This window comes from Neorhizobium sp. AL 9.2.2 (assembly GCF_013317225.1).
Classification (GTDB): domain Bacteria; phylum Pseudomonadota; class Alphaproteobacteria; order Rhizobiales; family Rhizobiaceae; genus Neorhizobium; species Neorhizobium soli.
In genome coordinates this window covers 1,048,770-1,061,756 of sequence record NZ_JAALXU010000003.1, presented here as the reverse complement: position 1 = coordinate 1,061,756, position 12,987 = coordinate 1,048,770, and the positions used below count along the sequence as shown (strand labels likewise).

Here is a 12,987-nt window from a genome sequence, read left to right as displayed (position 1 = left end):
TATACATTTAAGTTAGGGGCCTCGTTCGCGGGGCCTTTTTTTTATTGGAACTCGAAGATCTGTCGGAACACACCGGGCGCGATGATCGACAGCGGATTGATCGTCAGCTTGGGCTTGTCGAACACACCTTCGAGCTTGAACGTGATGCCGATCAGTCCGCGGTCTCGTCCGTTGCCGAGAATGGCACCGATCAGCGGAAGCTCGCCGAAAAGCCGGTTGATTCCATAGGCCGGCATGAAGGTGCCGGTCATGTCCATGCTGCCGCGGGCGTCGCGCAGCATGCCCTGGAATGTCGCGCCGATCTGCTCGCCACGAACGATGCCGTTGGCAACAGAGAGCGCACCGTTCCGGTAAACGAGCGAGGCAAAACCGCGCTGGAAGCGCGCGGCGTTGAGATCGATTTCCTTCTTGACCGCCTTGCTGAGGCTTTCCCCATCCCGGCCCACAGGGGTCGACACCAGCGATTGCAGGCGCTGCTCGTCCACCAAAGCGAAGCTTCGGATGTCGACATTGCCGGCCCAGTCGGACCCTTGCGATCGCAGCCGCAAATTGAGAAGACCGCCCCGCATGTTGTTGTAGATATTGGCAAACCGCACGACGGCGCCGGCATCGCCGCTGGTCATCGAGATCGTGTTGCCCTTCGTTATGTCGCTGACAACCGCCTGCCCGCTTTCCGTTACGGCGGAAAGGTCGGCCGAGGCAATGTCGCCATCGCGTATCGCAAACAACAGATTGACGTTCGACAGGGCCTCGTCGTTGAAGCCGACCATGCGATCGAGCTTGGCACGGATCGTCGCGCCACCGCTGCTTTTGGCAGAGGAACCCGACCCACTTGCACTAGGCGTAGCCGAGCGAAGTTTGGTGATGATAGGCCTTATATCGGCAGAGGATCCGCCGATCGACACATCGAAGACACCCTTCGACTGCTTCACCGCAACGCTGAAATTATCGGACGGCGACAGGCGGGCGCTCGAAAACTCCGCCGACGAGAGGCTACCATTGGTGAGGACGATATTGCCCTGCGCGCCAAACCCGTCGCCCACCAGTTCGAAGTTCTTGAGCTCTGTCCGCTGGAGGCCCTCCCCGGCAATCTCGAACTGCGCCTTGGCACCGACGCCGTTGCCCTTCGTCCAGCCGATGCCCGGGATCGAGAGCGCAGAGCGCGTCAGATCGAGGCTGACGCCTTGCCTGGTATCATCGAGCCTGGTCAGTTCCACGCTGATCGTGCCCTGGACGATCTCCGAGAGACCGGGCACCAGTTTGTCCCTCTGGCTGTCGCTGAGAACTGCCTTGATGACCTGTTCACGCTTGACAGTCGACGCGCTGTCGATCGGCTGCACGAGGGTGACGTCTGCCGGCACCTCGTCGATCGCAGCCTTCGCGCTCAGTCTGGCGGCCTGCGGATCGATATCGAGCGTGCCGTCGATATTGGAAATCTTGCGACCGGACACCGGCGTCGCCAGCGCAACGTCGCGCAGATCCGCATGCGCATTCCAGACCGGCTTCGGCGGGTTCTGGTCATTGACCAGACCAAACTGCGCCTTCACATCCACCTTGGCAGTGCCGGAAAAATCCGATGGCTTGAACTCTGTGTTTTTTAGACCGTTGATGGGCTTGAAACTCGTGAGTTCCGCGATGGCATCCGCCGGCCCGCTCAGTTTCAGCGCGATATCGGCCATCAGCGGCTTCGCGTAGGTCGATGGGATCGAGAAACGCCCTCCCTCAACCTTGACCGCGCGCCCCGACGGAAAAAACGAACCCGCTTGCGTGATGTCGACCTGCATCGCTTCACCCTTCAGGTCGAAACGGCCGTAGATGTCGCGAAGCGGCGGGATGTCGGCGGGCAGGTTGACGCGCCCGTCGGCAAGGTCGAAACTGATCTGCAGTTCGTTGCGGTTGAGATCGAGCGGAACGCCCGGTCCCTTCATCCGTCCTGCCGGAATGAAGACGGCGATGGAGCCGTTGCTCAGCGTTCCCCCGAACATGTTTCCCATCACCCAGTCGCGTGCCTTGCGGGCCATCCAGAACGGCCAGAGCTGCTTGATTGCAGTCACCTGCATCTGTGGCAACTGACCGCCGAAGCTGATTTCCGGAGACTGCGTGCCGAAGCGCACTTTCAGTGCAGCGGCCATCCGCCCAAGCGGACTGGACATCGCCATCTCGTCGAACTGCAACTCGCGATCGGCCGAGAGATAGCGTCCGACGGCTTTCAGATCGAACTGTGCCGGTTCTTCGGCATTCGACGCGCCGGCTGCTGTTCCGCCGCTGACGAGGAGATCGAGGCCGAACCCCGGCCGGTGGTCTGCCGGATCGACCCTGTTGAGATCGACGACCGCGCCGGTGAACGGAAGGACAGTCGGGCCAAAACGCGCTTCCGATCTCTGGATTTCGATCGCGTCCTTGGTGAAATCATAGGCAACGTCGATATCCGCGCCGCTGAAGGGCTGCTCGATACTGTCGAAATAGAACCGTCCTGGCGACTGTTTGAGCTTTGCGGTGATGACCGGAACAGTGGTCTCGCGCGAACGGGTGGCAGCAAGTTCAAGATCGACGGCACTGTCCAGCCCTTCGCGCGGCATCCCGGCTGCATCCCGATGCAACAGGAAGGACGTCACGTCCAGCCCCATGAGCTTTGCGGAAAGTCCGGTCGTCACGCCTTCGATAGTCTGGGATCCTGCCACCAGCGTTGCCTGGCGGTCGTTAAGGCTGACGATCCCCCTGATATCGATCTCGCCCTCCAGGTTGCGCTGCATATTGAGCTCGTTGACGACGAACATCAGCGGCTTCTGGCCAGGGGCAGACGGAAGCACGATTTCGATGCCGGCAATCCGGACGAATGCGGTGCCGGTACGCTCGATCAGGCCGCGCACTTCATCAAGGCGCTGGAACGCCTGCTCGAGCAGCTTCGGCATCGCATCGACGCGAACCTGCGACAGCGCCATAGGGTCGCCTGCCGGCAACTGCGCCGTCTCCAGCCGAATGCCTTGCGCGGAAATGTTGTTGATGGAAACGCGACCACCGAGAAGCTTCATCGGATCGATCGCCATCCGCAGCGCTTCGGCACGGCTCAGCCGCTGACCGCTCGCTTGCTCGACGATATCCACGTCGCGCGCCTCGATCGCGATCCGCATCACCGAATCAAACCGGATCGCCGTCGAACCGACCGAAGCGACATAACGGGGCCCGATCGCGTTGTTGAGGGCCGACTGGGCCCGCGCCGTCAGCGCGCCGTCGACGACGCCGCTCTCGATGGCGACAATCGCAGTTCCGGCAGCAGCCAGAATCAGCATCGTAAACAGCAAAAAGGTCTTGCCCACGCGGCGCATGCGCGATCGGCGCGGTGGGCAGTGTACGATAATGGGATCTTCCGCCTGTGCAGAGGGAAGTTCGTGCAGCGGAACCATATCCTTGCGGTTGAAGCTGACCTTTTCGCCGCGAATTTCCGCCATCAGGCTGACATTACCTTCTCAAGACCCGCTGCAGCCTGACTAGACGCAACGGGCACCAATAGACTACCGATGGGCCGACAATTGCTCAAGATCCCGGCGAAAGAAAGGAAATTCATGTCTGAATTGGCCATTGGCGACATCGCCCCACAGTTCGATATTCCCCGCGACGGCGGTGGTACCGTCTCGCTGCAGACGTTCGCCGGCAAGCCGGTGGTTCTCTACTTCTATCCAAAGGACGATACCAGCGGCTGCACCACCGAAGCGCTGGCGTTCACGGCCCTCCTCCCCGAGTTCGAAAAAACCGGCGCCGCCGTCATCGGCGTGTCCCCGGACACGGTGAAGAAGCACGACAAGTTCGTCGAGAAACATGCGCTCGCAGTGATCCTCGGATCGGACGAGGATACCGCCGTCGCAAATCTCTACGGCGTCTGGAAGGAAAAGAGCATGTACGGGCGCAAGTACATGGGAATCGACCGCACGACGTTCCTGATCGATGCCCATGGCCGGATCGCAAATGTCTGGCCGAAGGTAAAGGTTGCCGGTCACGCCGAAGAGGTGCTGAAAGCCGTACAGACCCTGTAAGCCAGCCACCTCCCTGTCGCATGTTGATGCGACAGGGAGGTGTCACGCCTCCTGCCCTGCGGCACGAAAAACAACGGTTTGTTAACTATAAAGCGGTCTAGTGCGGAGGAAGGATCACCGCGCACGACTCGTCTCATGCGCATCTTCAGGAGCAGAAGGTGGCAAACGGAACTCAAAGCCGCGTTTTTGGAAATCGTGCTCCCGAGCACGTTCTCATTCTCGCAAGCGGCGAAAAGATCCGCCACATGACGATCCGCCCCTGGATGGCGGCAGTCTCCGTCTGCGTCGTCGGCGCGTTGGCGATCGGATATCTCGGCGCCACCAGCTATCTCGTGATCCGCGACGATCTGATCGGCGCAACGATGGCGCGCCAGGCGCGCATGCAGCATGATTACGAAGACCGGATCTCTGCCCTGCGCGCCCAGCTCGACCGCATCACATCCCGCCAGTTGCTCGATCAGCAGGTCGTGGAGCAAAAGGTCGAGAAACTGCTTGAACAGCAAAACGCCCTCTTTTCGCGGCACGGCAAGCTTGGTTCGCTTCTAGACCGCGCGGAAGAATCGGGCGTCGTCCCGTCCGCCGGCACCTCGTCGTCACCAGCTTCAGCCTACCAGGCAGAAGGCAAGGACAAGCAGGCATCCGTCAGTCATGGACTGGACGCGATCGAAGGCCTGTTGTCGAACCGTTCCGCTCCGGCGGATCTCGGCGTCGCCAACCCATTGGCCTACACCCCGCTTCGCGAAAATCTCGCGGATCGAGCCGACCGCATCTTTTCCAAGGTGACTCTGTCCTTGAAGGACATCGAGAAGCGCCAGATCGTCAAGATCGCCGTTCTTACCACTGGCGCATCGCAGACGGCAGACGCCATCACGTCCATCCTCCGGCGTACGGGCGTGCAGGTCGCGGCCGCTCCTCCGACCGAACCGGACCCGGGTATCGGTGGCCCCTACGTCCAGCCTCAGCTGTTCTCGGACACGTTCGACACATCGCTCGATGATCTCGATTCCGCGCTTAACCGGCTCGAAAGCGTCCGCGACGTGGCGCGCGAGCTGCCGTTCGGAAACCCGGCCCCCGGCCGTTCCGTGACCAGCCGGTTTGGTAATCGGATGGACCCGTTTGTCGGACGCCTTGCGCTGCATGCAGGCATCGATTTTCAAGCCGAGACCGGTGACGACGTGAAGAGTACGGGCGCCGGCAAAGTCGTTGTCGCCGGTCCCTCAGCAGGCTATGGCAATCTGGTCGAGATCGATCATGGCCAAGGCATCACCACGCGCTATGGCCACATGTCGCGCATCCTTGTCAGAGCAGGAGAAACCGTGGCTCCCGGCGAGGTGATCGGACGTGCAGGCTCCACCGGACGGTCCACGGGACCGCATGTTCATTACGAAGTGCGACGCGACGGTTCGCCGGTCGACCCCGTGCATTTCCTGAACGCCGGTATGAAGCTCTACAATTATCTCAATTAGGCCGCAAAGATGCGCGAGAGGTCCGGAATGGGTCATGCGTTGCGAAACTGAGCGCGTTCGACAACACATTGGAAGCCTTGCCGCCTCTATTCACCACATCCGGCAGCAATATTCCGGGATTTCTTGACTTTCCGGCATTTTGGTCCTATGTCGCGGGCCAGTTGTCGTACGCCAGTTACCGTCGGCACCGGATCACTTCCCCGAATTGCAACGGAAACAGATTTCCCTTTGACCACATTCGCTGATCTTGGCCTTAGCCAGAAAGTACTCTCTGCAGTCACCGACTCGGGCTACACCATCCCGACACCGATCCAGGCTGGTGCCATCCCCTTTGCCCTGCAGCGCCGCGATATTTGCGGCATCGCGCAGACGGGAACAGGCAAGACGGCATCCTTCGTGCTGCCGATGCTGACACTTCTGGAAAAAGGCCGTGCCCGCGCCCGCATGCCACGGACGCTGATCCTCGAGCCGACCCGCGAACTCGCGGCACAGGTCGCCGAGAACTTCGAAAAATACGGCAAGAATCACAAGCTGAACGTCGCTCTCCTGATCGGCGGCGTGTCGTTCGACGAGCAGGATCGCAAGCTTGAGCGCGGCGCCGATGTGCTGATCTGCACGCCAGGCCGCCTGCTCGACCATTGCGAGCGCGGCAAGTTGCTGATGACCGGCGTAGAGATCCTGGTGATCGACGAAGCCGACCGCATGCTGGACATGGGCTTCATCCCGGATATCGAAAAGATCGCCAAGATGATCCCGTTCACGCGTCAGACGCTGTTTTTCTCGGCAACCATGCCGCCGGAAATCCAGAAGCTGGCCGACCGCTTCCTGCAGAACCCGGAACGCATCGAAGTGGCAAAGCCTTCTTCGACAGCAACGACGGTGACGCAGCGCCTGGTCGCCGCTCATAACAAGGATTACGAGAAGCGGGCAACCCTTCGCGACCTCATCCGCGCGCAGGACGACCTGAAGAACGCGATCATCTTCTGCAACCGCAAGAAGGATGTCGCCGATCTCTTCCGTTCGCTTGAGCGCCACGGCTTCTCGGTCGGCGCGCTCCATGGCGACATGGACCAGCGCTCGCGTACCAACATGCTGGCAGGCTTCAAGGACAACCAGATCACGCTTCTGGTCGCCTCCGACGTCGCAGCGCGCGGTCTCGATATTCCCGACGTCAGCCACGTCTTCAACTTCGACGTTCCAATCCATGCGGAAGACTATGTCCACCGCATCGGCCGTACCGGCCGTGCAGGACGGTCCGGTCGTGCGTTCACGCTTGTGACAAAATCCGATGCTAAGTATCTCGATGCCATCGAAAAGCTGATCACTCAAAAGATCGAATGGCTGAACGGTGACATCGCTGCCCTGCCGGCACCGATGGAAAGCAGCGACAAGGGTCAGGAACGCGGCCAGGGTCGCGATCGTGGCGGCAAGCGTGGCGAGCGCGACAAGGATCGCGGTCGCGGCAAGCGCGCCGAGCAGACCAGGAGCGTAGAAGCTCCGGTCAAGATTGCAGAACCGACGAGCCAGGATGATCGGAGCCAGACGGAAAATATGATTGAAGCCAGGGTAGAAGACGTAAAGCGCGAACGTAGCGCCGACAGGAAGCCGCAGAACAATGGCGCACAACGCGCTCCTCGCCCGGCCCCTGCTCCGAATCCTGCCAATGACGACAACCGCGAGCGTCGCCGTCACTACCGCGACCACGATGACGGCCCGACACCAGTCGGTTTCGGTGACGACATTCCGGCATTCATGCTGATCGTCGCCAACGCCAAGGTCTGAATTTGTCCTTGAGACCCGGCATAGACTTTCCCGGCGTCGGCGCCGGGTTGGTCATTTTGCGGGATGATGGGAGGGTTCTCCTCTGCCGTCGCCTGAAGGCGCCGGAAGCCGGTTACTGGAACATCGTCGGCGGCAAGGTCGATAAGATGGAGCCGTCCGCGGATGCGGCACGTCGTGAGGCCGAGGAAGAAACCGGCCTGTCGATCGGCAAAGTTGAGTTTCTCTGCACGACTGAACAGATCCTCCCGGAAGACGCACAACACTGGATCTCCATGATCTACGTCACACGCGATTTCTCCGGCGAGCCACGCTTGACCGAACCGGACAAGCTTTCGGATCTGGGATGGTTTGACCCTGCCGATCCGCCGCTGCCACTCTCGGTCTTCTCGATCCGCGCATTTGAACATCTTTCCAAAATCTGAACACACAACTTCCAGCCCGCGGCGGACGTTGATAAAACAGCAACGCAAAAAGCCGTCCCGGTTTCCCGGAACGGCTGCCCGTGATGAAATAGCGTTGTATTTTACGTCAGATGGAAACGCACCGACTGCTCGGTAAGCCTGCATCCCCCATTACGATGCCTATTTTAGCGCGACACCTATTGCCTATTCAATACGCGAAATCTCGCAGTGCCAAAAATATAGGTTACTTGTCGATTTCACTCCGGATTGCGGCCTCGTAAGCCAGTCTTGTCCACTTTGACATGAGGTCGGGGTCCTCGAACGCGTCTTCCGGTACCGTCCAGTAAGGCATCATCACGGACTTGCCCTTCTTGCCTTCGTAGCTCCACTGCCTCGCGCCTGCAGAAGCGAACTCAGGCGCGCTTACGGCATCGGCTTTCAGCATCAGTTCGTCGCGCAGCTCGATCGCGACGATGAGGCCCTGATGGTAGATGCCCTTGCCGCCGAACATCCGACGGATGCTGACGGGCCCGAGACCTTCGAACATCTCTTCGATCGCAATATTATCCATCGTTACGTCCTCAGAACGCCACCTGCAGCAATGACGGCTTCGGGCGTATCCACATCAAGATGGGCTGCCGGACCGATATCGACATCGATCACCGGAAGACCGGAGGTTTCGATAATCGCCCTTGCGCCGACATCGCCCTGCAGGTTCCGTACAGCATCATAGGTGGCGCGCGGCAGAATAACCGGATTGCCGCGCTTGCCGTTGGAGACTGCGCGCACGATCGCCTCGCCACCGGCGTCCCCAAAGGCACCGAGCAAGGCATCGATATGGCTGACGGTCACGCCCGGCATATCTGCCAGCATGACGAGGACCCCATCGGCTGCCGCGACATCGGGCCTCGTGAAGCCGGCAATCAGAGAACTCGCCATCCCCGCTTCATGGGAGGGGTTGTCTTGGAGACGGACGTCGAGCGAAGATAGCTCGGCCGCAATATCCTGCTGTCGGTGACCGGTGACAACGACCACGGGTGTGGCCTTCGAGGCCAACAGCATCTCGGCGGAGCGGCGCACGAGCGGCACACCGTCAAACTCAGCAAGCAGCTTGTGAAGGCCACTTTCTCCCATGCGCCTGGCCTGACCGGCGGCCAACAGGACAGCCGCAACCGAAAGCGAGACATCGTCCTTGCTCTCGCTGCGGTCCCGCGGCGCAGGCCTTGTCGGGATCTCCATCAAAAGTCCTCCCACACCCATTCCGGCAATATCGTCCGATGTCGGTCTTTCACCGGCAAGCAGCCGGTGGAGCATCCAGTCAAAACCGTTTTCCTTCGGAGACCGTGCACAACCGGGTGCTCCCAGCACCGTGACACCACCAATATGGCCGTAAACAAGAAGATTGCCGGGATCGACGGGCATGCCGACGCGGATCACCACACCGCCAGCGGCTCGGATCGCAGCCGGAATGACGTCCTCTTCATCGGCAACGGCGGACGCACCAAACACGATCACCAGCGAAGGCTCGCGACAGTTCCCGAGATCAAGCGCCTGCAGTGCGGCGGTCAGGGCGTCGTGCGTATGCGGAATACGGATCTCGCGCACCAGTGTGCTGCCCGAAAGTGCAAGCCGCTGCTCGATGAGCTTCGCCGTTCGATCCATCACCGACGTCTTCAGCGTCGGAAGCTCCGTTGCAATCAACGTGACAGCATGAGCCTCGAACGGTTTGACCTCAAACGGTGTAGAAGCCCCAAGCAGCGCCACAGCCTTCCCGAGACAATCGCCATCGACAGCGAGCGGAATGATCTTGAACGTTGCGACCATGTCGCCTGCCTTGACCGATACGCGATCCTTGAGACAGGCAAGCGTGATCGACGGGTCCACGCCGTTGAGCGCGTTGACGACGTGCGTGTTGGCGACGAACAGACCGGCCGTTGCCGCATAAACGTTGACACGTCCCGTTGCTGGCTCCGAAAACGTGAGGTGATCAGGTGCGATTGCGGCGGCCAGCATTCCCGCCGCTTTGTCTTCAAGAACGTCTCCTGCATCTAGCCGCACGCCTATGACGGAAGCGATACCCTCTTCGCGAAGACGCTCGATGTCATCAGGCGCTAGCCGGTGACCCTTGTGCAGTCGTCCGCGCTGACCTTCAAACCGGATTGAATGGGCAAGCACTATGTTTTCGGCCTCACGCAACGGGAAGCTGGCGTATTTCATTCCCTAACCCTGCGTAAGGAGGTCGCGCCGGCGCAACGACCTGACGATGTCGGCAAGTGTGGCAAGCGCAATCTCGGCCGGGTTCGCAGCACCGATGTCGAGACCGATCGGCGCTGAAATCCGGGCAATCTCCTCCTCGGAATGTCCCATATCCTTCAGTCGATCAGCGCGCTTCGCATGAGTTTTGCGGCTACCGAGCGCGCCGACGTAAAAACAGCCCGCCTTCAGCGCCTGCGACAAGGGAAAATCATCGATCTTCGGATCATGCGTCAGGGCCGCGACAGCCGTATAGCTATCGAACGGTCGCTCTCTCAGCACGTCTTCGGGCCACTCCGCGATGACATCGACATCACCAAACCGTTCTTCGGTGGCAAAGGCTGTCCGAGGATCGATGATCGTGAGGTCGTAGCCCGCCACCGGCGCCAGACGGGCGAGCGCCTGGCTGATATGAACCGCGCCAATCACGACGATCCTTGGCGGCGGCAGATAGACATTGATAAACAGAATGCGATTGTCGATTTCGACGCTCGTGGCCTTGCCGCTGCGCATCGCGTCCGCGATGGCGGCACCAAGCGGACCCTCCGGAACCGTTTCCTCGGAAACAAGAGAAATTTCGCCCGACGCAAGGTCGGTTATTGTCGCTGAGGCCCGTCTTTCCTGCCGGGCGCCGTTGAGACGCGCCAGATCATCGAACTTCATCGGCCGAGCCTTTCCACATAGACGCGGATCTTGCCACCGCAGGAAAGCCCGACCTGCCACGCCGTCTCATCGGCAACGCCGAATTCCAGCATCTTCGGCGTGCCTGACGAAATCACCTCTATCGCCTCGGTAATCACGGCGCCCTCGACGCAGCCGCCCGAAACGGAGCCGACGAAATTTCCCTCGCCATCGATCGCAAGATGGCTTCCGATCGGACGTGGTGCAGATCCCCAGGTCTCAACGACGGTTGCGATCGCCACATCGCGGCCGCTTTCGGCCCAATTCTGGGCGGTGACGAGTGGATCAAGACTGGATGTGACGGTCATCGGTGCCTTTCAGACGGCAATTTTCGAAACACGCATCGGCGCGTTGTGACGATATGGAAGCCTTACCCGCGCTTTTCCACGTCTGCGCGCAGTTTTTATCGTCGTGACGCGATTCTCTTTGACCGGTCGGATGGGAAAGCTAAATGTGCTGGAACGCAAGCCGCAATGAGTTAAGGGAAGGCATGGACATTCGCACTTTGATATCAGCCGGCCTGTTTGCCTCATTCCTCGCTGCTCCGTCTGCATCGGCCGCGATCATCGGCGTGGTCGCACCGAAATCGGGTCCATACGCCCTCCTCGGAGCCCAGATCTACCAAGGCGCCCGTGCGGCCGCCGAGGCCAATGGCGATACGCTGGTGGAGCTGGACGAGAGCTGTGACGAGAATGGCGGGCTCGCGGTATCGAAGTCTCTGACGGATGCAAAGGCCAGCGCGGCCATCGGCTTCCTCTGCGTGGAAACGCTGACGACGGCGATGCCCGCTCTGAAGGCCGCCGCTATTCCAGCCGTTTCGGTCTCGGTGCGGTCGAAGATCCTGATGGAGGATGCACTTCGCAACGACTGGCCGTTTTTCCGTCTGGCACCGACCGAAACCACCGAAGCGGATGCTGTTGCAGCTGCCATCCTATCCCGCTGGAAAGCCGAGCCGATCGCATTCATCGACGACGGCACGATCTATGGCCGCGAGCTCTCAAGCGCCGTGCGCCAGAAGCTGGAACCGTCAGGCATCCGCCCCGCGTTCACCGACGTGTTCAGGCCAGGCCAGGAGCAACAGATCGCTCTCGTCCGCCGCCTGGCAAAGGCCGGCGCGACTCATGTCTTCATCGGTGGCGACCGAAACGATACCGCCATCATCGTTCGCGACGCTGCAGCCGAACGCGTTTCCCTGACAGTCATGGGCGGAGATGCGCTGCGTGCCGCAAACCGTCCTGTTGGCCTTGCCAACGGCGTGCTCGCGGCAGCCCTTCCGGATTACGCAGTTGCGCCTGAAGCTTCCACCGCCGTCACGCAACTTCGCGCAGGCAATGTCGAGCCGGAAGGCTACGTTCTGCCCGCTTATGCGGCAACGGAACTTGTTCACCGGGCGGTGACCGAGACGTCCAATGGTCGTTCCCTGACCGACACTCTTGCGGCAGGCTCCTTCACGACTGCGATCGGTCCCGTCGCCTTCGGCCCGGACCACGAGTTGAAGCAGAACCCGTTCCGCCTAGTGGAGTGGCAAGGTACGGACTTTGTGGAGATCGGGCCCGCCACCGACTGATGGTCTGGCCAGGCGATTGTTCCTGTCGCCACGGGATGATAAAGCCTCCCTCAAACCGGAGACCCATCCCATGACCCTGCCGATCCGCATCGCCCCGTCCATTCTTGCCGCCGATTTCTCCAAGCTTGGCCAGGAAGTCATCGACGTTGTGCAGGCCGGCGCCGACTGGGTGCATCTCGACGTCATGGATGGTCATTTCGTCCCCAACATCTCATTCGGACCTGACGTCATCAAGTCGCTGCGACCGCATACGGATGCGTTCTTCGACTGCCATCTGATGATTGCACCGGCCGACCCCTTTCTTGAGGCCTTCGCAAAGGCCGGCTGCGACAGCATCACCGTACACGCTGAATCGGGCCCTCACCTGCATCGCTCCCTGCAGACAATCCGCAGCCTCGGCAAGAAGGTCGGCGTGACACTCAACCCGGCAACGTCGCTGTCGGCGCTCGAAAACGTGCTCGATGACGTCGATCTGATCCTCATCATGAGCGTCAATCCAGGCTTTGGCGGCCAGAAATTCGTCCCCGCCATGCTCGACAAGATCCGTGCGACGAAGTCCCTGATCGGTGACCGCCCGATCGAGATCGAAGTCGACGGCGGCATTACTGCAGACACGATCGGCGCTGCGAGCGCTGCCGGCGCAAACGTCTTCGTTGCCGGCTCCGCCATCTACAAGGGTGACGGCATGGAGGCCTATCGCGGCAATATCGAAGCACTGAGAACAGCGGCAAGCAGCGCGCGCTAACCATCCGGCGCCCTCTTTCCTGCAAACAAACCCGAAGTTATTGAGCTTTGGCCCGCTTGTT

At 60.6% G+C, this 12,987-nt stretch carries 11 protein-coding genes; 6 read left to right on the top strand and 5 right to left on the bottom strand.

What is annotated here, in order from left to right:
- Positions 1-41: 41 nt before the first annotated feature.
- Complete coding sequence (locus G6K99_RS11720; protein ID WP_174196618.1) at positions 42-3,449, bottom strand: DUF3971 domain-containing protein; 3,408 nt, start codon at positions 3,447-3,449, stop codon at positions 42-44.
- Between the two features lie 114 nt (positions 3,450-3,563).
- On the opposite strand from G6K99_RS11720, the gene bcp reads away from it, so the two are divergent.
- The 4 genes from bcp (at position 3,564) to G6K99_RS11700 (ending at position 7,701) form a co-directional block, all read left to right on the top strand.
- A complete protein-coding gene (gene bcp / locus G6K99_RS11715; protein ID WP_062456705.1) occupies positions 3,564-4,031 on the top strand; it encodes a thioredoxin-dependent thiol peroxidase in 468 nt (155 codons plus the stop codon).
- A 158-nt stretch (positions 4,032-4,189) separates the two neighbouring features.
- Positions 4,190-5,497, top strand: coding sequence for a peptidoglycan DD-metalloendopeptidase family protein (locus G6K99_RS11710; protein WP_174196617.1), 1,308 nt, complete (start codon positions 4,190-4,192; stop codon positions 5,495-5,497).
- A 228-nt stretch (positions 5,498-5,725) separates the two neighbouring features.
- Positions 5,726-7,279: a DEAD/DEAH box helicase gene (locus tag G6K99_RS11705; RefSeq protein WP_062456700.1), complete on the top strand. Its 1,554-nt coding sequence runs from the start codon at positions 5,726-5,728 to the stop codon at positions 7,277-7,279.
- Positions 7,276-7,701, top strand: a complete 426-nt coding sequence (locus tag G6K99_RS11700; protein ID WP_174196837.1) for an NUDIX domain-containing protein — start codon at positions 7,276-7,278, stop codon at positions 7,699-7,701. The genes G6K99_RS11705 and G6K99_RS11700 overlap by 4 nt, the downstream gene beginning before the upstream one ends.
- Positions 7,702-7,924: 223 nt before the next feature.
- On the opposite strand, the gene G6K99_RS11695 is transcribed toward G6K99_RS11700, so the two are convergent.
- The 4 genes from G6K99_RS11695 to G6K99_RS11680 are packed head-to-tail and all read right to left on the bottom strand — an operon-like array spanning position 7,925 to position 10,922.
- Complete coding sequence (locus G6K99_RS11695) at positions 7,925-8,251, bottom strand: TfoX/Sxy family protein (protein WP_174196616.1); 327 nt, start codon at positions 8,249-8,251, stop codon at positions 7,925-7,927.
- Positions 8,252-8,253: 2 nt separating this feature from the next.
- Positions 8,254-9,897: an NTP transferase domain-containing protein gene (locus G6K99_RS11690; protein ID WP_174196615.1), complete on the bottom strand. Its 1,644-nt coding sequence runs from the start codon at positions 9,895-9,897 to the stop codon at positions 8,254-8,256.
- A gap of 3 nt (positions 9,898-9,900) precedes the next feature.
- Positions 9,901-10,596 carry an XdhC family protein gene (locus G6K99_RS11685; RefSeq protein ID WP_174196614.1) on the bottom strand — a complete coding sequence of 232 codons (696 nt, stop codon included), beginning with the start codon at positions 10,594-10,596 and terminating at the stop codon, positions 9,901-9,903.
- Positions 10,593-10,922, bottom strand: coding sequence for an XdhC family protein (locus tag G6K99_RS11680; RefSeq protein ID WP_062456684.1), 330 nt, complete (start codon positions 10,920-10,922; stop codon positions 10,593-10,595). Before G6K99_RS11680 ends, G6K99_RS11685 begins: the two co-directional genes overlap by 4 nt.
- Before the next feature lie 197 nt (positions 10,923-11,119).
- Here G6K99_RS11680 and G6K99_RS11675 point away from each other — a divergent pair, with 197 nt between their 5' ends.
- The gene (locus G6K99_RS11675; RefSeq protein WP_371816187.1) at positions 11,120-12,181 is read left to right on the top strand and encodes a branched-chain amino acid ABC transporter substrate-binding protein; all 1,062 of its coding nucleotides are present in this window, start codon (positions 11,120-11,122) and stop codon (positions 12,179-12,181) included.
- 70 nt (positions 12,182-12,251) lie between these two features.
- Positions 12,252-12,926: a ribulose-phosphate 3-epimerase gene (gene rpe, locus G6K99_RS11670; RefSeq protein ID WP_174196612.1), complete on the top strand. Its 675-nt coding sequence runs from the start codon at positions 12,252-12,254 to the stop codon at positions 12,924-12,926.
- Positions 12,927-12,987 lie beyond the last annotated feature (61 nt).

Excerpts from the sequence above, each read along its gene's own strand:
- bcp (WP_062456705.1), top strand. The coding sequence starts at position 3,564 with ATGTCTGAATTGGCCATTGGCGACATCGCCCCACAGTTCGATATTCCC.
- G6K99_RS11680 (WP_062456684.1), bottom strand. The coding sequence starts at position 10,922 with ATGACCGTCACATCCAGTCTTGATCCACTCGTCACCGCCCAGAATTGG.
- G6K99_RS11685 (WP_174196614.1), bottom strand. The coding sequence starts at position 10,596 with ATGAAGTTCGATGATCTGGCGCGTCTCAACGGCGCCCGGCAGGAAAGA.
- rpe (WP_174196612.1), top strand. The coding sequence starts at position 12,252 with ATGACCCTGCCGATCCGCATCGCCCCGTCCATTCTTGCCGCCGATTTC.
- G6K99_RS11695 (WP_174196616.1), bottom strand. The coding sequence starts at position 8,251 with ATGGATAATATTGCGATCGAAGAGATGTTCGAAGGTCTCGGGCCCGTC.
- G6K99_RS11720 (WP_174196618.1), bottom strand. The coding sequence starts at position 3,449 with ATGGCGGAAATTCGCGGCGAAAAGGTCAGCTTCAACCGCAAGGATATG.
- G6K99_RS11690 (WP_174196615.1), bottom strand. The coding sequence starts at position 9,897 with ATGAAATACGCCAGCTTCCCGTTGCGTGAGGCCGAAAACATAGTGCTT.